This window comes from Nocardia sp. NPDC058058 (assembly GCF_042885355.1).
GTDB lineage: Bacteria > Actinomycetota > Actinomycetes > Mycobacteriales > Mycobacteriaceae > Nocardia.
This window is the reverse complement of the sequence record NZ_JBHVSA010000004.1, coordinates 1,077,491-1,098,795: the sequence shown is the minus strand read 5'-3', so window position 1 is coordinate 1,098,795 and position 21,305 is coordinate 1,077,491. Positions and strand designations below refer to the sequence as shown.

The window sequence follows — 21,305 nt, the reverse complement described above, 5'->3', positions numbered from 1 at the left end:
CGCGGTGACCCCACTGCCGTCGAAGGCCGACGTCTACCGGATAAGGCCGAGCTCGGTCATCCACTGCTCACGACTTTCTTTGCGAGCAAATCCGTTGTGCGGCAGCCCAATTAACATCGAATCAAGGGCGGCACCTACTCTTTCCGCCCACGCAGCCGCATCCGGTCAACTACCGCAACGACGGCTATGTCATTCCGCTGCTGAGCCAGCACACCCATATTCCAAAGCCGAAGGCGCCCAAGACAACTGGGGCGCCTTCGGCATTTACGTATCACGAAGTGGAGTTCCTCATGACAGCAGTGCCGGTCGGCCCGCCGGTCACCACCACCAACGGCTACGGCCAGAAGGTGACCACCACCCACCTGTCAGACGGGACCATCCAGGTTGACACCCAAACCGGCGGCGACGAGGGCGCTCACCGACCTACGACCAAAACCGAAATCCAGATCGACCCGGCCTGGGCCGCCGTGTTCAGAAAGCCGGAGGACCAGGGCAAGCCGCTTCCCGCGCCGTACAAGCCGAAATCGTCCGATTCGACGCCACCACAGACCCCCACGGCACCGAAACAGTTCACCCCGGAACAGCTCAAAAATATGGGAGCTCTCGGGATCATCGTGGCCAATGAAACCGGCGACGGCTCTCAACCGCAGCAGCGAGGGCTCGACCCGCGGCCCAGCTCGATCACCAATGCCGATGTAGCGACGAATCCCTTACTGACGGTTCTGCAGGCCGAGGAAATCCGAGCACACCCTTCCGCTCCGGGTACGTCCTACACCTTGTCGAACGGAAACAAGGTCACCATCGACTCTGCGGGCAACGCCGTCGTCGAGGACCAGCAGCACAATCGCCACGCCATCGCGCCCGAGGTGCCTGCGCAGCTACGGCAGTGGTACGGCGGTGACAGCAAAGTTCAAGCCGTGCTCGACGCCGCCGGCGAGCCTCAGATGGTCATCACCGACAAGAACGCTCATTTGGTCATCACCCGAACCCAACACGGTGGCGACGAGGGCGGCAACCAGCCTTGGACCGACAACATCGTCACCGACCTCAGCGGCAACGTGATCGCTCACTTCGTCCAGGACTCCGCACACGGTGCGGGCAAGCGATCCGACGACGGGTTATGGCACTACCCGGTCGGCAACGGTGACACCGTGACCATCAACGGCAAGGGCGATCTGATCGACCCGACGGGCACGAAAACCTCTCCGTACCAAGCGTTTTATAACAACAGCACCAGCTCCGATCTCAAAGCCGAAAAGATCCCCGATTTGCCGGGCAAATTCCTGGTGACTCTGCCCGACGGCCGCAAGATCATCACCGACAGCAAGCCAGGTGGACTCAACCCCAATGACTACCACTGGGTTACGAATGCCCCACCGCCGAAACGTGGCTTCCTCGACAACCTCGAGGAAGCCACGATACAGAGCGCACCTCTGCTCGGCGGAGCTGTCACCGAGGTGGCCGGTGCCGCCTACTATGCCTACCTCGAATCAATGCTCGGACCGACGGCAGCCACCGTCGCCCGAGACGCCGCGATTGCTGCGGCTGCTCGCGCTGCGGCCGCTCGCGCAGCCGCTGCGGCCGACGCCACCGAGGGCGCCAACGGACTCGGCGCGCAGCCATCCGGGACCGTACCCGGCTCCGGCAAGGGATCGGGCCGGGGTTTACACGAGGACGAAGCCCCACCCGTAGAAGGTTCGGGCGGCAACCCGAATACCAATTCAGGTCGAGGCGGGACTCCGAATAGCGGCACCCTCGGCGAACCAAATCCGCCACGCGGCAACCGAATCCCTGGCGCGGAGGAAACCGAATCCAGCGGCAACTCCGGTGTGGGAGGAGATCAGGGCGCCCCCAACGCTGGCGGATATCAGATCCCTCCGGGAAAACAACCCGGGCCGGAGCCTGGCACATGGATCGACAGCCGTGGATATATCCATGATGAGACCGGCTATAGGGGCCACATCAAATCGTGGGGTCAGACCGAGCCCGAGCCTGCAACACCGGCGCGGCCTGCACGACCCAAGCAGACGCCGTCCGGACCGATCGACTGGGTCAAATACGTCACGAACAAGGGCCTCGGTCTCGCCGAAGACTTCATCAACACATTTCGCCCCGGCGAACTACCCGACGAAGTCGCCGCCGCCATCAACAGCACAGCCAGAGCCACCGACACCTATGTCAGACCCAGCCTCGACAACAAGCGCACCAAAGCATTCCAGCCGAGCTGGGGCGCACGCTGGCAAATCAACCGCACCCTGCGCGAGCGCGATGAGGCGATGGCGACACGCGACGGCCTCTTCCAGCAACGCGACGAGCTCGCGATCAACGAAGGCGGAGCGACACCCGCCACGACAAAGGAGGGAAACCCCAAACGGCTCAGTAAGGACGAGATCGAAAAAGCGATTAAGAGTCTTCAGGATCAGGGGCGGCAAGCGGACGCCGACAGGCTCCAAGGGCTGGACAAGCAGGCCAATCTGTCGATCAATTCTGTCACTCAGATCTCGTCTCGGTTGGGTGTCATCGGTGCGAAGGATTACATCCAGCAGATCGGCGGCAAGGTTATCTACGTCGGCAAAGACACCAGTAACCGACTAGATGTCGCCGGGATCGTCAACGGCAAGTTGGTGGTCATAGAGGCGAAGGGCGGCGATGCCGGGCTGAATGCAGCGTGGGTGCCGGTCGGCAAGGACGTGTGGCGCTACGACCTGCAGGGCACTTTGCCTTATCTAAAGTACAAGGCCGCCAACGATAGGGACTTCCTCGAAGCGCTCCGCGCGGCCGGGCATCCGGATCTGGCTGCCCAGATCGAGGCGGGCGACATGGGCAATGTCGACTACAAACTCGTCACCGTCGACACTCACGGCAACGCCACGGTGTCCGGGTTCGACCTCAACGCGAACCCGACGGTGCCCAATCAGGCACTGCACTATGGCGAGAACCCACCAAGAAAGGGCACCAATCCCCAGAATCCGAACCCACCAGCTCCACCGGCTCCCTCCACTGCCAACCCGATCTCCGCCGCCCTTTCGGCACTTTTGCCGACCGTGGGACTCGCGCCGTGGCTGGCGAACCTGCCTCACATGCTCGCCCCCTGGACATCGTCCAACGACCAACCACAAGCACCCTCACAAGACAACCTGCTCGGCGCACTGCAGACCATTACACTCCCTGCCCGCGTACCGATTCTCAACAACCTGTCTGCGTTGCCTTGGCCAAATGCCCTGTTCGGCGGCGACAGCGGCAAGACTGTGGACCAGTCCATCACCGTTGACCTCACCCTTCCACAGGTCGACCTTCGCGCCCGGGCCGAAGCCCGCAAGGTCTTCGGCATCGCCGCCCACATCCGATAAGCCGACCCGCGGCACGGCACAATGAACCGTGCCGCGTCCCCACAGGAGGTAGAACCCCACCATGCATGTCGACATCGACGGTGCGGTCCGAATTGCCCGCGTGGCAGCCGATTTCGGATGGACCTGGACCCTCGCCGACCTCCAACCCTTCTGCACGAAAACCGGTTGGAGAATCACGAAATTCCGGGAACTCGGCGCTGAACTAACCACGAACTTCGCGGTCAATCGACAGGATGCATCGGCCTCTCTTCCCGAGGGCATACGACGCTGGCGACGTGATCGATCCGACATGGACCAGCTTTCCATCTTCGTGTCCGACGTCAGCGATGAAGCTGACGTCATCACGCAGATCGACAGCGCGCTCATGACAATGATCGAGCAGTTCTCCCAAGAGCTCGGCCCGTCGGCGCCATCCGAAGACGATTCCCATCCCACTGGTCGATGGGACCTACCCGATGTCGTCATTCGCCTCAACGGTAGCTATCCGTCAAACCGCACCCCATGGCTCGGCTCACTACGTCTAGAGCTCGTCAGTCCGGCCATTCAGAAGCTTCGCGATAACGCGGATGAAATGCTCGAGCAGCAGCTGCGGGCGGAGGGTCGGTGGGTGGAGGAGATCGATCCGCCGACCGATTGGCCTGAGTTCACGGCTCGCCTGGCCCCGGCGCTGGGTGACCTGCCCATCGATTCGGTCGTGAGCTTCAGGGCCACCGGCAACCGGTATGTGCAACTGGGCCGCAACTCAAAGTTGGGCCACAGTTCCGTCGAAGTGTGGTGTGAGGTGGTCTCCAACGAGTTCCTCGAGATCGACCATCGCATGTCGGCTGCAGACGAAGCCACGATGGTTACACGCGGCTGGGAAGCACCGACGGTCGAAGGTTCCGCGAACTGGTACCGGGAAATCCCCTCACCGCCTTCGGAACTCGAACGCATACAGCTGGCCGAGGAGATCACCGCCGCGCTCTCGACCACCCTGCACATCGGTACACCCGCGCAGCTGACGGTCGAGGCATGGGCAGGCGCACCCACCAACCCGTTCGATGTCAGCGCCCTCGGCCTGGACCCCTACCTCAAGAAGTAGTCAAGAGACAGATCGGGGACTGGTCGGGCCGGCGCATCAGCACAGCGTCATCATCGCCTGCGGCGCCGATATCGCGCTGTCCGGTGTCGATACGCCGAATGGCTGGGGCGCAACGGTATCGAACTCGAACTGATGGTTCGCATCGGCTTTACCGCCGCCCAGGCAATCGAGGCCGCCACGGACCCGCGGCACATCACTCGGGTGTAGAAGTCCGGTGAACTCGTGAATGACATTGCTCGAGAGGGTAATTCGTGCTCGGCGGACTACGTCCGGTAGACCTCAACGTAGGCGTTGGTCGCCACGGCGAAGACACCGGGACCCATGCCGGTGCAGCCCACCGAAACCCGCTCGCCCGACGGGGTGAACGGATAGCTGAGCACCCGGTACGGGCCTACGGTGTACAGCGGGAACGGCCCGCCCGGGTAGAGGCCCACGCAATCGAGGTGCAGCACGTAACTGGATCCGCCATCCGGACCGCAGACCGCGGAAGCGTCGAAAACACCCCTGGTCACATTGCAATCCTGCGGTGCGGCCTGCCCGCTCTCGCGAAAGCCGCGAATCCCAACCCTGAAATGCTCACTGCCACAATACGTGCGGTTATACCCAACGACTTCTTCATGAGATCCCTTCCAGTTCGAGTTGCGCGATAAACGAGACCGAACGATCCGACCCCTGGGAATCGAGACGCCCCGAAGGCTTTCGGGCGGAAGGACCATTCTGTTGCGGAGGTGTCACCGACCTGAGCGTCGTCTTACGCCCGATCGCCAGAACATCCTGGAGACCGGGACGGGCCGTGCCGGTAATCCCACCGAGCGCCGACGATTGGATGAATCAGGGCGATGCACGACGCAGCGCGAATCACGAAGGGTCGATCCAACGATGCACACCGCCTTCATCCGCCTCAAGGTCACCGCCGACGTCGCAGACCGCGCCGCCGCGGCCATGCCCGCCCTGGCCGCCGCCACCAAAACCGAACCCGGCTGCCACACCTACGAGTTCTACCGCGACCTCGACGACCCCACCCTGTTCCACTGCTTCGAACACTGGACCAACCGCCAAGCCCTCGACGAACACGGCACCACCCCCCACGTCACCGCCTTCCTCACCGAATTCGGCCCCGCCATCGAACTCTGGGAATCGAACCACGCCACCGCGGTGCCGGCCGAAACCAACTGAGCCCCCACTACTTCCGTCAGTATCGGCCCGCCGACCTCGAGCCGGCGGTCTAGCCCTCGCGGTGGTTGGCGCTGGCGCTGGTGAGGGCGGAACTGCCGGCATTGAGCAGCGGGCTCAGGAAATTCACTTCCGCACAGGAGGATCCGAGGATCATGGAGGTTTCCTGGCCGTTGGGTCCGGTGCACGTGCTGGGCTGATTGATCTGCTCGCCGGTCGAGGTGTCCGCAGCCGCGATCGCGGGTCCGATGAGTATCGCGAGAGCGGATGCGGCGATGGCCGCGGTAGCGGTGAGTGGACAAGCATGCATGTGGTCTCCTCGGCGAGCCTGGCAATGTGGAATACATCTATTTAACTAGCCGTGGGGACGCGTGGGGAGACCCGTGAATTGAGGTGGGCAGAGTCTAAGTCGCCGTGATAGCCGAAACGACGAAAGTCCGTGACCCCTGAGGAGATCACGGACTTTCATCGGTTGTGGAGCTAAGGGGACTCGAACCCCTGACCCCCACACTGCCAGTGTGGTGCGCTACCAGCTGCGCCATAGCCCCATGTGTGGATTTGCTCGCGGGGCGTGCCCCGCTTGCTTGAACGAAGTTACACGATGCGGGTTGGGCAAACCAAATCGCCTGCACAAAGGGTGGCGGGGGCGATCTTCTGGGGGTAGGGTCGAACACATGTTCGATAGCGGAGAGGCGGAGGCTATGGGCGATGGGGAGCTGATCGAGGCACTGCGGCGGGCGCATGGGGCGGCGGCGTTTGCGCAGGCGGCGGAGATCACGGCGATTCGGGAGGTGTATCGGCGGCATCGGGCCGAGAATGCCGAACCGGGGCCGGGCGGGGTGCGAGCCGGGGAGTTCGCGGCTGCGGAGGTGGCGGTCGCGGTGCATGTGTCCGAGGGGGTGGCGGCGGCGCTCATCGATATCGGGTTGGCGTTGGATTCGCTACCGCAGACCAGGAAGGCGTTCGCTGCCGGGCGGATCGATCTGTCCCGGGTGCAGGTGATCGCCGAGGCCATGCGAGGGCTCACGCGCGAGGTGCGAGAAGCGTTGGAGCCCAAGCTTATTGATGCTGCCACCCGGACCGATCCGGGGCGGCTGCGGCAGACGGCGCGGCGGTGGATCATTCGCCTCGACAGCGCGGGGGAACAGCAGCGACGTGAAGAACGCGAGACCGATCGCGATGTGCGCATTCGCGCTGTGGCCGACGGGATGGCGGTTTTCGATGGATTGCTCCCGGCCGCCGGGGCGCAGACGCTGGCCATGCGGCTGCGCGAGATGAGTCTTCAAGTCTGCGAGGATGATCCGCGCAGCATGCCGCAGCGGCGCGCTGACGCGCTGGTCGCGCTCGCAGACGGGACCGGTCGCCTGCGGTGCGGTTGCACGCGCGGTAAGTACTGCCCGCAGGCCGGTGCGCCCTCGGCCCCACGCCGGCCGCTCATTCAGGTCGGCATGTCCTCGGACACCCTGCTCGGCCTCCGCGACGATCCGGCCTACCTCTCCGGCTACGGACCCGTCGATGCCGCCCTCGCCCGCACCCTCGCCGAACACGCCCGCTTCCAGGTGATTCCGGAATACTTCGCCCCGGCCGAACCGGAAAGCGAACCGGAAGCGCCCGCCGCACGAACCATTGGCAATCATCCCGCCGGCACCAAGCGCGGCCGTTCCGAGGCGAAACCCGCTGCGCCCCAGGCACTCCCGGAACCATCGAACGAGCCTGATGCACCGACGGCACGCCGCGCGATAACGCCGAAAGCCCCGTGGGAACGCATCCCGGGCATGCCCGGCGGGCAGTCCCACGCGCCGACACCCGACCCGCTCAGCGCGTCCGCGCGGCACCCCGATCCAGCCGCACCGCAACACGACGATTTCGCAGCGATGGCATTGCGCCGAATCGCACGAGCCGACTCGGGCGTCTCCGATGAATTGCGCCGCGCCGCACAACAAGCGGTGTCCAGCCTGGCCGACGCCGCTCGACACGATGCGGGAGTGTCGACCGCGAACTCCCCGAGCGATCTGCGGCCCGCGATGGAGGCACGCGCATCGGCGGACGCTCGGAGCGCGGTAGAGCATGCGGCTTCGAGCTCGACTGAAGGGCTGCGACGCGGCGGGGCGCAGACGAATCCGGCTGTCGCCGAGGTTTTGCGGTCCGCGGCGGAGCAGGCGGATACCGGATCGCCGGAAGCGCTGCGGGCGGCGGCTCGCCGAGCGGCGGGCACCGGAGCACCCGGGGCGCACCCTGCCGGCTCGAAGCGTCGGCAGGGTGCCGTAACGGCGAATGCACCTGTGCTGCATCCATTCTCGGCGGCTCCCCCGCGTGAGATCCGCGCATTCGACGGTCTGTGCCGCTTTCCCGGTTGCACCATGCCCGCTGCGGAAACACTGGTGACGCAATTCGATCCGCTGCGGCTGCGCCGCGCACCGCAAACGAGCGCGGCTCCGCGCGCGGTGCTGTGCTCGCATCACCACCGGCTCAAGGCGCTCGCCGACAGCGGAAAACAACCGTGGCGCGTCTACCTCGCCGATACCGATCGCATGCGCTGGATCGACCCCACCGGCGAATCCCACGAAACCATTCGCGAAGGCGCTCGCTATCTCTTCCCGCACACCGATATCGACGCACCCTCCGTTGCGACCCCACACCTACACCTGGCTCCCGAAGACGCCCTGGATCCCCCAATCCCCTTCCGCCCCTTCAACACCGATATCTGCTACCCCCTGGACACCCACGTCCTACTCCACCCCCAGCTAACCCGCACCACCCCCGAGAACGACATCCCCGCCACCCCGGCCCGCCCCGCACCCCGGTGAGCGCCGCCGCGCGGCGCTGTTCTCGCCACCCCCTACGCTGCGACCCCGCTCGCCCCTGACCACGGAACCGCGCTGCCAGCACGGTTCCCTGCCCGGGGCGCGGCTCTCCTGTGGCCCCGATGGGCCGCGCCCCACCAATTCCCTTGCACCCCAACACCCGGAGTCGCGCCTGGCACACGACTCCTCGGGGGTGCGGCCGACCCGAACAGCCGCACCCCACCCGAACGCTGCCGACTCGACCGCAGATTCCTCCGGCGGTGTGGCTGAAGGCATAGGCGTGCGTTGTATCAACTTCCCGACCAGCGGACGCGATCAGCAGGCCGTGCCTCGAAACAAGATGACGCGACCGAGATGCAGTGGATCGCGCTGCGGCAAAGCGATTCCGTGCGCGGAGGGTAGAACCGCGTGTGCACAATCAGCCATCAACGCAGCACGATTCCCGGCACCGTTGAACGCCCCGCCACAACCGAAGCCGACAGCTCTTACGGGCTGCATCCCGCAGCACCGCATCAGGCACGGATCCGATTTCAGCAGAACGTATTCCGGGCACCGTGGCCTGCGATTCGATCGCCGCGGCTGTCCCCCAGCAGCGTCGGCACAGGGTCGCAGGTTGCCTCGGCTGAATATCGCCGAGCGGCTGTCCGCCGGTACCGCGCGCCGGTGCTTCCGCAATTCACGAGCTGGTGGTGCGCGGCCCGTCGGTGAGATAGGCGACCCGGGTGATCAAGCGACGTGCAGGCAAGGGCAGCGGTTCGGGTGAATCGGCTGCCCGGTGCATGCGCGTCGGAAACTACTTGGCGGCGTTCTGGACCCAGTCTTCGTTGTTGACGTCGATCTTCTTGCCGTCGAGGAAGACCGAGGGGGTGGCTACGCGGTCGCCGGAGGCGGAGGTGAGGGCCTTCATGGCGGATTCGGCGTGGTTGCGGGCCGAGTCGAGGCGGTCGCCCTTGGTGATGCAGGTGAGGGCGTCGGCTGAGGCGCCGGCGTCCTTGGCGATGGCTACGAGTTCCTGGTTGTTGTGGTCGGAGCCGCCTTCGGAGGGCTGCTGGGTGGTGAAGAGCAGGGTGTGGAATTTGGCGTAGGCGGGGCCGTCACCGGCCTGGGCCACGCACTCGTTGGCCGCGACGGCGCGGGTGGAGTAGTCCTTGCTGCTGGACTTGGAGTCCAGGAAATTGACGAGGCGGTAGCGGACGGCGAATTTGCCTTCGTCTACCTGCTGGGCGATTTCCTGGCCGTAGAGCTTCTCCAACTGGCCGCAGGCGGGGCACAGCGGGTCTTCGTAGATATCAATGGTTTTGGTGACATCGGGCTTGCCGAGCACGATCGCGCCGTCCGAGTCCATGGCGACCGAGACCGCGGGATTGTGGGCGGAACCGTAGCCGTCATTGCGGATCGAATCGCTGCCGCCCTTATTCCATTGGGAGACAGCGAAGATGATCAACGCGACCACCACCACGGCCACTGCGCCGAGGGCGTAGGTGGTCTTGCTCGATACCGGCCGCGGGGTGTGTTTCGAAGACGGTGCGTTCACCCCGCACACTCTGCACCACACACACCCGCACCGGCCAGGCGGCCCCGCCAGCGTGTCGGCCCCGCAACGAGATCCGCCCGGTTACGCCCCGGTGGTGACGACGGCTTCCCTGCGCCGCAGCGTTTCCGGAACCATCAGCCACACCGCCGAGGCCGACGCAAGAATGACGCCGGTGACCCCGAGCGCCAGCCCGTAGGACACCTGATCGGCGAGCATGCCGATCAGATACGGCCCCAAAAACGTGCCCAGATCCGCGGACATCTGATACCCCGCCAGCACCGGCCCGCCGCGCACCCCGGGCCCGACGATATCGGCGACCGCGGCCTGCAACGCGGGCGAGAACATTCCGGACCCGATCCCCGCGATACACGAGGCCACCAGCAGCCACGGGAACGTCGAGGCCAACCCCAGCCCGGCCGTGCCGAGCGCGCACACCAGCGTCCCCGCGATCAGGAACGGCTTGCGGCCCAATTGATCCGACCACCGCCCGGACAGGAACAGCACCGCGGCATTACCCGCCGCGAAAACCGTCAGCGCGACGCCCGCCAGCCCGGCGTCCTTGTGCAGCACCTCCACCACGATCAACGGCACCAACGCCATCCGCACACCGAAAACCGCCGCGCCATTACCGAAATTCGCCCACAGCGCCGCCCGGTACGCGGGCCGCGCCAGCCCCTCCCGGAAGGTCATCACCGCCGACCCGTTGGCCGCCTCCGGCACCGCCAGCGGCGAATCCCGCAGCGCCACATACACGATCAGGCTGGCGATGAGCAGCGCGACGCAGTAGATGATGAACGGCGCGCGCAACCCCAGGAACGACAGCGCCCCACCCACCAGCGGCCCGCTGATCGAACCGATCAGAAAGCTCGTCGAATACACCCCGGACACCCGCCCCCGCTCCAGCGGCGGTGAAATCCGAATCACCAGCGCCAGCGAGGACACCGTGAACATGGTCGACCCGATACCGCCGAGCGACCGCAACACCAGCAGCTGCCAATAGGTTTGGGCGAACGCGCACGCACCCGTGGAAATCGCCACGATGATCAATCCGGTCAGATACACCGGTCGCTCGCCGAGCTTCTGCACCAGCCGCCCGCCCAGCGGCGCGAACACCAACCGCATCAACGCGAACGCGCTGACGATGAACGACGCCGCCGCGACACCGACCCCGAAACTCCGGGCGAACTGCGGCAGCGCGGGTGCGACCAGACCGAATCCGATGGCAATGGTGAACGCGGCTCCCACCAGCACCCAGATCTCGACCGGTAGAGCCTTGGATCTATTCACCAGCTAGAGCCCGTCCCACCATCTCCTCCGCGGCCGCCTGCACCTGTGCCAGATGCTCGGGGCCTTGGAACGATTCCGCGTAGATCTTGTATTTGTCCTCGGTGCCCGAGGGCCGGGCGGCGAACCAGGCGTTCTCGGTGGTGACCTTCACCCCACCCAGCGCCGCGCCATTGCCCCGCGCCCTGGTCTGGATGCCGGTGATCGGCTCCCCGGCTATCTCTTTCGCGGTGATCATGTCCGGCGTCAACGCCGCCAGCCGCGCCTTCTGTTCCACGGTCGCGCTCGCGTCCACCCGGTTGTAGGCCGGACTGCCGTAGCGCTTCTCCAGTTCGGTGTAGCGCGTGGACGGGCTCTGCCCGGTGACAGCGGTGATCTCCGCCGCGAGCAACGCCAGCAGAATGCCGTCCTTATCGGTGGTCCACACGGTGCCGTCCATGCGCAGGAAGGACGCGCCCGCGCTCTCCTCACCGCCGAAAGCCAGGCTGCCGCTGAACAATCCGGGCACGAACCATTTGAACCCGACCGGCACCTCGTAGACATCACGGCCGAGCACCCCGACCACGCGATCGATCATCGACGAGGTGACCACCGTCTTGCCGATCTTGGTCAGCGCGTCCCAGCCCATCCGGTTGGCGATCAGATATTCGATCGCCACCGCCAGGAAGTGATTCGGATTCATCAGTCCCGCATCGGGAGTCACGATGCCGTGCCGGTCGGCATCGGCGTCATTACCCGTGGAGATGTCGTAATCGTCCCGAATCGCCACCAGCGAGGCCATGGCATAGCGCGATGACGGATCCATTCGGATCTTGCCGTCACTGTCCAGGGTCATGAACCGCCAGGTCGGATCGACGAACGGATTGACCACCTCGAGTTCGAGGTCGTACCGCTGCCCGATCTCCTCCCAGTAGTCCACGCTCGCACCGCCCATCGGATCGGCGCCCAGCCGAATACCGGCGCCCCGAACCGCGTCCAGATTCAGCACATTGGGTAGATCCCCGATATACCGATCGAGATAGTCGTAGCGTTCCACCTTGTGCGCCAGCGCATGCGCGAGACTGGTGCGCCGCACATCGGCCAGCCCGCCGCGCAACAGCTCGTTGGCGCGCGCGGCAATCGCGTCGGTGGCGACCGTATCGGCCGGACCACCGTGCGGCGGATTGTATTTGAACCCGCCGTCACGCGGCGGATTGTGCGACGGCGTCACTACGATGCCATCGGCCTGATGCCGGGTACCGCCGCGATTGTGCCGCAGCACCGCATGACTCAAAGCCGGTGTGGGCGTATACCGATCGCGCGAATCGATGATGGCGGTGACGTCATTGGCGGCGAGCACCTCCAGCGCGGTGGTCCAGGCCGGTTCGGACAGCGCGTGCGTATCGCGCGCCAGATACACCGGACCGGTGATGCCGCGGGTGGCGCGATATTCGACGATGGCCTGGGTGATGGCGAGAATGTGCGCCTCGTTGAACGCGTTGTCCAGACTCGACCCGCGATGACCCGAGGTGCCGAAGGCGACCAGCTGCGCCGGATCCGCCGGATCGGGAATCCGGCTGTAGTAGGCCGTCACCAAGTGCGCGATATCCTCGAGGTCCGTGGCGCGCGCCGGTCGACCGGCCCGATCATGCGCCATGCTCGCACCTCCCTTCCGTATCGCCTGTGCCCGGCTGGTCATCAGGATCACGGGGACACCACCACTACGTTCGCCACCGCATAGCTGTAAGCGCCCTCCTCAGTCCTTCGAACCGCTGCCCACTCGAACCTACTGAACGTGGTCAGCACGGATGTGCCCAGTGGAGTGACACTATCGAATCGATGTGCCACCGCGCGATCCAACGGTTGCCGGCCCGCTAGCTCCTCACTCACCGCCTGCCCCCAATCGTCGCCGTGCCGCCACATCGCTCCCCCGAAGTCGCCGGGCGCGGAAGATGTCCGGCCCATTCGAGCCAGTCTACGAACTTCCGCCGCCAACGTGCGCAAGGTGGCGAAGCAGTCGAGCGCACGAGTTCCGACGATAGGGACGACTACCCTCCTGTTCAGTTTGCTAAACCGTTGCCCTTCGGCGTGTTGCTAAGCCGCAACAGCACCCGGGAACTGCGAGGATAGTGCCGCTTGCCCGGAGTTGTCCCATCGGTATCGAGGAGAGCCAAGTTGGCGGTGCGGCAGTTGATCAGAAGCATGCTGGTCCGGAGCTGCGGCATCGCCGCGGCGGCGATCGCCGTCATGGCGTCCGCACCGGCGGCACACGCGGGAGCGATATACCCGATCGCGGATCCCGACGGGTTCTACTACGCCCCAGGAAATCTCGGCTCGACCGCGCCGGGCGACGTCCTGCGGTCGCGAAATGTGCCCTCCCCGTGGCCCGGCGCCACGGTATGGCAGTTGCTGTTCCACTCCACCGATTCGTCGGGCGGACCCATCGCGGCGATGACCACGCTGATCATGCCCGGCGGGCCGGGTCCGAAGCCGCTGGTCTCGTATCAGCCGTTCGTCAATTCGCTTGGGCTGCAGTGCGCTCCGTCGCACGCGCTGTTCGACGGCGGGCTCAAGGAATCGGCGGCGCTGAATCTGTTGCTGGCCAGGGGCTGGGCGGTCGCCGTCCCCGACCACCTAGGGCCGGACAGTGCGTACGGCGCGGCCCGCATGGGCGGGCAGATCACCCTCGACGGCATTCGCGCGGCCGAGCGATTCGCCCCTGCGGGACTGGGGAATTCCCCGGTCGGCATGGTCGGATACTCCGGCGGGGCGATGGCGACGGGCTTCGCGGGCGCGCTCGCCCCGGAGTACGCGCCGGAATTGAATCTCGTCGGACTCGCCATGGGCGGCGTTCCGGTGAATCCCGGCAAGATCGCCATCCAGGTCGGCGACGTGCCGCATCCGCTCTTCGGACTCGGCTTCGCGGTCGCCATCGGCATGGAACGCGAATACCCGAGCCAGGTGCCGCTCGACAACGCGCTGACCCCGGCGGGCTACGCGCTGCGCGACCGGATCGCGAATTCCTGTGTGGACGACATCATCTCGGCCGGGGCCGGGCACACCATCAGCGAGGTCTTCCATCGCGGTATGGAGAACGATCCGTCGCTGATCGCGGCCTTCCACGACAACGCGCTGGAGATCTACCCCGGCGTGCCCCGGATCCCGGTCTACGAATGGCACGGTGGCAGTGACCAGGTGCCGCTGGATCTCGCGCTCGGGACCGCGGGCCGCTACTGCGCCTCGGGCACCCCGGTCCAGTTCGACATCATCCCCGGCACCGATCACGCCACGGCCATCCTGCCGGGCGCGATCAACGCCTACGGCTACCTGGCGGACCGTTTCGCGGGCAGGCCCGCACCGTCCAACTGCCACTGAGGTTTTCAGCGGCAGAGAAGTAGCAAAGCGGCCCCGCTCACTGACGTGAGCGGGGCCGTCGCCTATATGGAGGGGATGGTGAAGCGCCCCGCACCCCAGCGCGAGCGAGCGGGGCTCGAAGCGAAACTCCGGACACGGAGCGGCCCCGCTCACTTCGTTGTGAGCGGGGCCGCTGTCCGTTGATTCGGGGTTCGAATCTCAGTGCGCCAGAACGGGTTCGCCCTCGGAGGGGACGGGTACGTTGTTCGGCATGATGAAACCGGTGATCACCGCGCCGACCACGAAGATCGCGGCGGCCCACCAGAAGGTGGTGGTGTAGCTGCGCACGGCGGCTTCGGCCAGTACCGCGGGAGTCGCGGGGCCGTGGTCGGAGACGTAGTTGCCCAGTGCGGTGGCGGCCAGCGTGCTCAGCAGCGCGGTGCCGATGGAACCGCCGACCTGCTGGCTGGTGTTCACCATGGCCGAGGCCACGCCCGCGTCCTCATGCTCCACACCGGAGGTCGCGCCGATGAAGGCGGTCGACATCGCGGTACCCAGGCCGACGCCCATCAGGATGAGGCTGGGCAGGATGTGGCTGGCGTACGCGGTGTCCACGCCGATCCGGGTGAGCAGCGCCATACCCAGTGCGGCGAGCAGGAATCCGGTCACGACCGTCACCTTGGGGCCGACCTTGGGCACCAGCAGCGACGGCACCGTGGTCGAGGAGGCGACCATGCCCGCCACCATCGGCAGGAAGGCCACGCCGGTGATGATCGGCGAGTAACCCAGCTGCTGCTGCATGTAGTAGGTCAGGAACAGGAACATCGCGAACATGCCGATGCCGATGGCGAAGACGGTCATGTAGGACGCGCCGCGGGTGCGATCCAGCACCACGCGCAGCGGCAGCAGCGGATTGGCGACCCGCTGTTCCAGTGCGAAGAACACGCCCAGCAGCACCACGCCGCCGATCAGGAAGCCCAGCGTCGCCGAGTTGGTCCAGCCGTCGGATTCGGCCTTGGAGAAGCCGTACACGATGGAGAACAGCGCCGCGGTCACCGCGAGGGTGCCCGGGATATCCAGCTTGGGCCGGGTGGTGGCGGTGTGCTTGGCCAGCAACAGGATCGCGCCGACCAGTGCGACGGCCGCGAAGACCAGGTTCACGTACATGACCCAGCGCCACGACGCCCATTCGGTGAGCGCGCCGCCGAGCAGCAGACCCAGCGCACCGCCGGCACCGGCGATGGCGCCGAAGATGCCGAACGCCTTGGCGCGTTCCTTGGGCTCGGTGAAGGTCACGGTGAGCAGCGACAGTGCGGCGGGCGCGAGCAGTGCGCCGAAGACGCCCTGGGCCACGCGAGCACCGACCAGTACCTCGAAGCTGGGTGCGGCGCCACCGACCGCGGAGGCGGCCGCGAAGCCGACCAGACCGACGATGAAGGTGGTGCGGCGGCCGAACAGATCGGAGAGTCGTCCGCCCAGCAGCAGCAGGCTGCCGAAGGCGAGGGCGTATCCGGTGACGACCCACTGCCGGTCGCCGTTGGAGAAGCCGAGGTCGAGCTGGGCTTCGGGGAGTGCGATATTCACGACGGTCGCATCGAGTACGACCATCAGCTGGGCAACGCCGAGTACGGCGAGCACCCACCAGCGCATGGCATGTGATCCACGGCGACCGTCTCCGGTCGTCGGCGCGGCTACTGCCTTCTCTTTCTCGAGAGCTGTCGTCATGGTGGTTTCCTTGTCCCCTAGGATTAGCGGAGATGCCATCTCCGTTTACTGAACGAAGCTATCATGTAAACGGAGAGATTCCCTCCGGATAATCCCGGTTCCTGTTAGGATTAGGCTGTGAATCACGTCACCACCGCGCCCCCACCGCGTCGCCTGCGGGCGGACGCGGCCCGCAATCAGCAGCGCATCATCGCGGCTGCGCGCGAACTATTCGCCGATCGCGGCCTCGAGGTCACCCTCGACGATGTGGCCGAACGCGCGGGCGTCGGCGTCGGAACCGTCTACCGGCGCTTCGCGAACAAGCAGGAGCTCATTCTCGAGGTCTTCGACGCCATGGTCACCGAGCTGGCCGCGGCGGTCGAGCTCGCGCTGCACCATCCGGATCCCTGGCAGGGCCTGGTGGAGTTGTTCGAGTACTCCTGCCGGCATATGTCCATCAACCGTGGATTCGGTGAGGTTGTGCTGGAGCTACACGACAGTATGGACCGCTTCGCCGCCATGAAGGAACGGGTGCGTCCCGGAATGCAGGCGGTCATCCGCCGCGCCAAGGAGGCGGGCGCGCTGCAGCCCGATATCGAGGCGGGCGATTTCTTCGCCATGGTGAACATGGTCGACGGCGTCGCCGGTTTCGCCCGGCCCGTGAATACCGAAGTGTGGCAACGGTATATGGCGCTGGTGCTGAACGGCGTGCGCGGCGACGACGTCCCGCGGATCATTCCGACCCAGCCTCCGCTCACCGATGACGAGGTGGAACTGGCCAAAGAAGCGATGTGCAGCGGCCGGAAAAGGTAGCGAGACTCACACCGGCGGTTTAAAGTTGGTCGCATGACCAACTCGTGGGCGAACTGGGCCGGGGATCAGAGCTGTACTCCGGCGGTTATCGCCGAGCCGGGCACGCCCGAAGAAGTCGCCGCCGTGCTGGCCCGCGCGGAGGCGGACGGGCATACCGTGCGCGTCGCCGGATCGGGGCATTCCTTCACCGAGACCGTGCTCACCGACGGCACCATGCTGCGCCTGAACAAGCTCGACAAGATCATCTCGGTGGACCGCGAACAGGGCCTCGTACGTGCCGAGGCGGGCATCACGCTCAACGCCGCCAGCAACGCGCTGCACCCGATGGGCCTGGCCTTCCCCAATCTCGGCGATATCGATGTGCAATCCGTGGCGGGCGCGACCGCCACGGGCACCCACGGCACCGGGGCCAAGTTGCAGAACCTCTCGGCCGCACTGCAATCGGTGGAGCTCATGCTGGCCGACGGCAGCCGCGTGGAACTCAATGAGCAGACCGATCCGGACGGCTGGCGCGCCGCGCGGGTGAATGTGGGCGCGCTCGGCGTGGTCACCGCCGTCACCCTGCAGATGGTGCCGTCGTTCGTGCTCGAGGGCGTGGAGCGGCCGGTGCCGGTGGAGGACGTACTCGCCGATCTGGACACCTTCGTGGACGGCAACGAGCATTTCGAGTTCTACATGTTCGCGCATTCGCCGCTGGCCATGACCAAGGCCAATAACACCGTCGACCTGCCCGAACAGCCGCGCGGCAAGGCCATGGACTGGTTCTCCGACATCCTGGTCACCAACTACGCCTTCGACGCGCTGTGCAAGCTCACCCGCGCCCAGCCCCGCCTGATTCCGTACGTGCAGCGCGCCGCCGCCTACGCGGGCAGCTACCGGCGGCAGGTCGAGCGGTCCTATCGGGTCTTCGCCAGCCCGCGCCTGTTCCGCTTCACCGAGATGGAGTACGCCATTCCGCGCGAGCACTCCGCCGACGCGATCCGCGAGATCAAAGAGGTGGCAAGCCATTTCGATACGGCCATGCCGATCGAGGTGCGCTGGGTCGCGCCCGATGACGCCTTCCTATCCCCCGCCGGGGGTCGCGAGACCTGCTATATCGCGGTGCACCAGTACACGGGCATGGAGTACGAGCCGTACTTCCGCGCCTGCGAGGCGGTGTTCGATCGCTACAACGGCCGCCCACACTGGGGTAAGCGGCACTTCCAGACCGCCGAGACGCTGAGCGAGCGCTATCCGCACTGGGAGCAATTCGCCGAGGTGCGCAAGCGTTTCGACCCGCAGGGGCGTTTCACCAACGCCTATATCGAGCGGGTACTGGGTCCAATCGGCTGAAATGGCACTATGCTCGGTTGCTGAAAGATCGCTGTAATTGCGGAACTGCTCGTCGGACTGTCCTGGATGCGCGCCCGACCCGGGTGCGACCACACGGAGGAGGTTTCGATGTCTTCTTTCAACGACAACGTCAATGACGCGACCGACAAGGCCAAGGACGCAGCCGCTCAGGCCAAGGACGCAGCCAAGGACGCCGCGGACAAGGCCGAGGGCATGGCGGAACATATGGAAGACCGCCTCAAGCACGCGACCGATGACGTCAAGGAGAAAGTCGGCGGATTCGTCGACAAAATGAAGGAACGCCTCGGCGGCGGCGCGAAGTAGGGCAGCCGAATATGCCGACGAATGACGATATCGGCGATTCCGCCGAAAAGGTGGCCGGTGATATCGGCGGCAGCGCCGGGGAATTCGCCGATAAGGCCCAGGCGGCCGCCGGACAGCTCGCCGAACGGGCGAGCGGTGCGGCCGCCGAACTCGCGGACCGAGCCAGCAGCGCCGCCGCCGACCTCGCCGATATGGCGAAGGCATTCGCCGACAAGATCAATACCGACGATATGCAGGGCACCCTCGAACAGGTGCGCGCCAACCTCGAACATGCCGCCCAGGACGTCATGGCGGCGGTCAACGAGATCGTCGAAGCCGTGAAGAACAAGGTCGGAAAGTAGCAGCCCGCAACCCCGATGCCGAGCCCCGCGCTCGGCATCGGGGTTGTCGCACATCGGAGTTCGGACCGTCGCACCACCTCGACAGGGAGCCAGCCACGTGAGCGCACCGAGCAAACCCTCGTCCGATCCGGCTCCGATCAATCACCGAGTGGCGGTCGCGCCCAGGGTGTTCTGGCCCTCGGCCATTGTCGTCACGGCATTCACGCTGTACGCCATCATCTTTCGCGATCTGGCGGCGCGGCAGGCGAAAGCGATCCAGGACAATGTGATCGGCAGTTTCGGCTGGTACTACATCGTCATCGTCACGCTGTTCGTGGTGTTCGCCATTTGGCTCGGGCTGGGCCGCTTCGGCGATATCAACCTCGGCGATGACGGCGAGCAGGCCGAATACTCCATGGGCGCTTGGCTTTCCATGCTGTTCGCGGCCGGGATGGGCATCGGACTGGTGTTCTGGGGCGTGGCCGAACCGCTGTTCCACTATGACGAGCCCCGGCCCGGGGTCGGAACGACGTCCGCGCAGCGCGCCGATGCCGCCATGGTGCAGACCTTCCTGCACTGGGGAATTCATCCGTGGGCCATCTACGTGGTGGTGGGCCTGGCCATCGCGTACTCGATCCATCGCAAGGGACGGCCGGTGTCGATTCGCTGGTCGCTGGAATCGCTTGTGGGCGATCGCATTCGGGGCTGGCGCGGCGATGTCATCGACATCGTCGCGGTCATCGGCACGGTGTTCGGCGTGGCCACCTCGCTCGGGCTGGGCATCCTGCAGATCTCCGCGGGCCTGAATTTCGAAGGCTGGCTGCATGAACCGGGTAAGGGCTTGCAGGTGGTGCTGATCATCGGGGTCACCGCGCTGGCCACCATCTCGGTGGTGACCGGCGTGGACAAGGGCATCAAGCTGCTGTCCCAGGCGAATATGGGCGTGGCGGGATTGCTGCTGCTGTATGTGCTGGTGGCGGGCCCGACGCTGTTCATCGTCAATGATCTGGTGCAGAACATCGGCACCTACATCCAGCAATTGCCGAAGATCAGCCTCTACACCGGTGCGACCGAAGGGGCGGACGGCACCGCGTGGACGCAGCGCTGGACGGTCTTCTATTGGGGCTGGTGGATTTCCTGGGCACCGTTCGTGGGCGTGTTCATCGCCCGGATCTCGCGCGGGCGCACCGTGCGCGAATTCGTGGCCGGGGTGCTGCTGGTGCCGACGCTGCTGACCTTCGTATGGTTCGCGGTATTCGGCGGGGCGGGCCTGCATCGCGAAATGCTCGGCGGCGGTGGACTTATCGGGCCGGATGGGCCGGATCGCGATAGCGCGCTGTTCGCCATGCTCGATACCCTGCCGGGCGGCAGCCTCACCGCCGGACTGGCGATTCTGGTGATCGTGCTGTTCTTCGTCACCTCGGCGGATTCCGGTGCGCTGGTGGTGAATATGTTGTCCTCGGGCGGAAATCCGGAGCCGCCCAAGTGGAGTCGGGCATTCTGGACCGCGATGCAGGGTGCGGTGGCCATCGCGCTACTGGTGGCCAGCGGTACCGGTACGGCCGCGCTCACCACGCTGCAGACCGTGGCGATCTTGATCGCGCTGCCGTTCAGCGTGGTCATGCTCGCCATGTGCTGGGCGCTGGTGCGCACCTTCAAAGCCGAGCGCGGCGGCTGATCAGATCACATACCGCCCAGCATGTGACGACTGTCAAAAACGTCAGCGCCTTGTCCGAAATGCCGTGCGGCCTGCCCTTAGACTTCGAGACAGTAGATTACGAATTCGTCTCGGATTGGATATTCCTGCATCATGCTCAAGGGTTTCAAAGACTTCCTGATGAGGGGCAACGTGCTCGACCTCGCGGTCGCGGTTGTCATGGGAACCGCCTTCACCGCCATCGTCACCTCGGTGACCAAGGGGCTGATCGAGCCGCTGCTGGCGACCGCGGGCGGTAATAGCGAATTCGGTCTCGGCTTCCAGATTCTGGCGAGCAAGCCGTCCACGTTCGTGGCGCTCGGCCCGATCATCAGCGCCGCGATCAACTTCGTGACCGTGGCCGCGGTGCTGTATTTCGTGCTGATCCTGCCGATGAAGCACCTGCAGGCCCGGCTGTCCAAGCCGACCGCGGTCAAGGCCGATCCGACCGAGCTGGAACTGCTCACCGAGATCCGCGACCTGCTCGCCAAGCAGAAGGCCGAAGCGGGCGAAACACTGAACAAGTAGGTCACGACCGCCTCCCCGGACCGGGGCTA

At 65.6% G+C, this 21,305-nt stretch carries 17 protein-coding genes and 1 tRNA gene; 11 read left to right on the top strand and 7 right to left on the bottom strand.

Going from position 1 to position 21,305, the window contains the following annotated elements; all coding sequences use genetic code 11:
- Nucleotides 1-290: 290 nt before the first annotated feature.
- Both ACFVUS_RS36115 and ACFVUS_RS36110 read left to right on the top strand, forming a co-directional pair.
- Entirely contained in the window at nt 291-3,350 is a 3,060-nt protein-coding gene (locus ACFVUS_RS36115; protein WP_387777191.1) for a hypothetical protein, read from the top strand.
- Nucleotides 3,351-3,411: 61 nt separating this feature from the next.
- Nucleotides 3,412-4,431 (top strand): DUF6301 family protein, encoded by a 1,020-nt coding sequence (locus ACFVUS_RS36110; RefSeq protein ID WP_387777188.1) that lies wholly within the window; start codon nt 3,412-3,414, stop codon nt 4,429-4,431.
- A gap of 263 nt (nt 4,432-4,694) precedes the next feature.
- Here ACFVUS_RS36110 and ACFVUS_RS36105 read toward each other — a convergent pair whose 3' ends face one another.
- A complete protein-coding gene (locus ACFVUS_RS36105) occupies nt 4,695-4,943 on the bottom strand; it encodes a hypothetical protein (RefSeq protein WP_387777185.1) in 249 nt (82 codons plus the stop codon).
- A 367-nt stretch (nt 4,944-5,310) separates the two neighbouring features.
- Here ACFVUS_RS36105 and ACFVUS_RS36100 point away from each other — a divergent pair, with 367 nt between their 5' ends.
- Entirely contained in the window at nt 5,311-5,607 is a 297-nt protein-coding gene (locus ACFVUS_RS36100) for a putative quinol monooxygenase (RefSeq protein WP_387777182.1), read from the top strand.
- A 49-nt stretch (nt 5,608-5,656) separates the two neighbouring features.
- On the opposite strand, the gene ACFVUS_RS36095 is transcribed toward ACFVUS_RS36100, so the two are convergent.
- Nucleotides 5,657-5,914 carry a hypothetical protein gene (locus ACFVUS_RS36095; RefSeq protein WP_387777179.1) on the bottom strand — a complete coding sequence of 86 codons (258 nt, stop codon included), beginning with the start codon at nt 5,912-5,914 and terminating at the stop codon, nt 5,657-5,659.
- Nucleotides 5,915-6,079: 165 nt separating this feature from the next.
- Nucleotides 6,080-6,152, bottom strand: a tRNA-Ala gene (locus ACFVUS_RS36090).
- A gap of 126 nt (nt 6,153-6,278) precedes the next feature.
- Between ACFVUS_RS36090 and ACFVUS_RS36085 the strand changes: the two genes are divergently transcribed.
- The gene (locus ACFVUS_RS36085) at nt 6,279-8,411 is read left to right on the top strand and encodes a DUF222 domain-containing protein (RefSeq protein WP_387777176.1); all 2,133 of its coding nucleotides are present in this window, start codon (nt 6,279-6,281) and stop codon (nt 8,409-8,411) included.
- Nucleotides 8,412-9,201: 790 nt separating this feature from the next.
- Here the strand turns inward: ACFVUS_RS36085 and ACFVUS_RS36080 are convergent.
- From ACFVUS_RS36080 to pgm, 3 genes are all read right to left on the bottom strand, one after another.
- A complete protein-coding gene (locus ACFVUS_RS36080; protein WP_387777173.1) occupies nt 9,202-9,942 on the bottom strand; it encodes a DsbA family protein in 741 nt (246 codons plus the stop codon).
- A gap of 81 nt (nt 9,943-10,023) precedes the next feature.
- Entirely contained in the window at nt 10,024-11,232 is a 1,209-nt protein-coding gene (locus ACFVUS_RS36075; protein ID WP_387778538.1) for an MFS transporter, read from the bottom strand.
- The gene (gene pgm, locus ACFVUS_RS36070; protein WP_387777170.1) at nt 11,222-12,862 is read right to left on the bottom strand and encodes a phosphoglucomutase (alpha-D-glucose-1,6-bisphosphate-dependent); all 1,641 of its coding nucleotides are present in this window, start codon (nt 12,860-12,862) and stop codon (nt 11,222-11,224) included. Before pgm ends, ACFVUS_RS36075 begins: the two co-directional genes overlap by 11 nt.
- A gap of 545 nt (nt 12,863-13,407) precedes the next feature.
- Between pgm and ACFVUS_RS36065 the strand changes: the two genes are divergently transcribed.
- A complete protein-coding gene (locus ACFVUS_RS36065) occupies nt 13,408-14,580 on the top strand; it encodes a lipase family protein (protein ID WP_387777167.1) in 1,173 nt (390 codons plus the stop codon).
- Between the two features lie 198 nt (nt 14,581-14,778).
- On the opposite strand, the gene ACFVUS_RS36060 is transcribed toward ACFVUS_RS36065, so the two are convergent.
- The gene (locus ACFVUS_RS36060; protein WP_387777164.1) at nt 14,779-16,284 is read right to left on the bottom strand and encodes an MFS transporter; all 1,506 of its coding nucleotides are present in this window, start codon (nt 16,282-16,284) and stop codon (nt 14,779-14,781) included.
- Between the two features lie 117 nt (nt 16,285-16,401).
- Here ACFVUS_RS36060 and ACFVUS_RS36055 point away from each other — a divergent pair, with 117 nt between their 5' ends.
- The 6 genes from ACFVUS_RS36055 (at nt 16,402) to mscL (ending at nt 21,276) form a co-directional block, all read left to right on the top strand.
- On the top strand, nt 16,402-17,076 hold the full coding sequence (locus tag ACFVUS_RS36055) for a TetR/AcrR family transcriptional regulator (protein WP_387777161.1): 675 nt from the start codon (nt 16,402-16,404) through the stop codon (nt 17,074-17,076).
- 33 nt (nt 17,077-17,109) lie between these two features.
- Nucleotides 17,110-18,408 (top strand): D-arabinono-1,4-lactone oxidase, encoded by a 1,299-nt coding sequence (locus ACFVUS_RS36050; RefSeq protein WP_387777158.1) that lies wholly within the window; start codon nt 17,110-17,112, stop codon nt 18,406-18,408.
- A 108-nt stretch (nt 18,409-18,516) separates the two neighbouring features.
- Nucleotides 18,517-18,732: a hypothetical protein gene (locus ACFVUS_RS36045; RefSeq protein ID WP_387777156.1), complete on the top strand. Its 216-nt coding sequence runs from the start codon at nt 18,517-18,519 to the stop codon at nt 18,730-18,732.
- A gap of 11 nt (nt 18,733-18,743) precedes the next feature.
- Nucleotides 18,744-19,073, top strand: a complete 330-nt coding sequence (locus ACFVUS_RS36040) for a hypothetical protein (RefSeq protein ID WP_387777153.1) — start codon at nt 18,744-18,746, stop codon at nt 19,071-19,073.
- A gap of 97 nt (nt 19,074-19,170) precedes the next feature.
- Entirely contained in the window at nt 19,171-20,730 is a 1,560-nt protein-coding gene (locus tag ACFVUS_RS36035; RefSeq protein WP_387777150.1) for a BCCT family transporter, read from the top strand.
- A gap of 132 nt (nt 20,731-20,862) precedes the next feature.
- Nucleotides 20,863-21,276, top strand: a complete 414-nt coding sequence (mscL, locus tag ACFVUS_RS36030; RefSeq protein WP_387777147.1) for a large conductance mechanosensitive channel protein MscL — start codon at nt 20,863-20,865, stop codon at nt 21,274-21,276.
- The last annotated feature ends 29 nt before the right edge of the window (nt 21,277-21,305 follow it).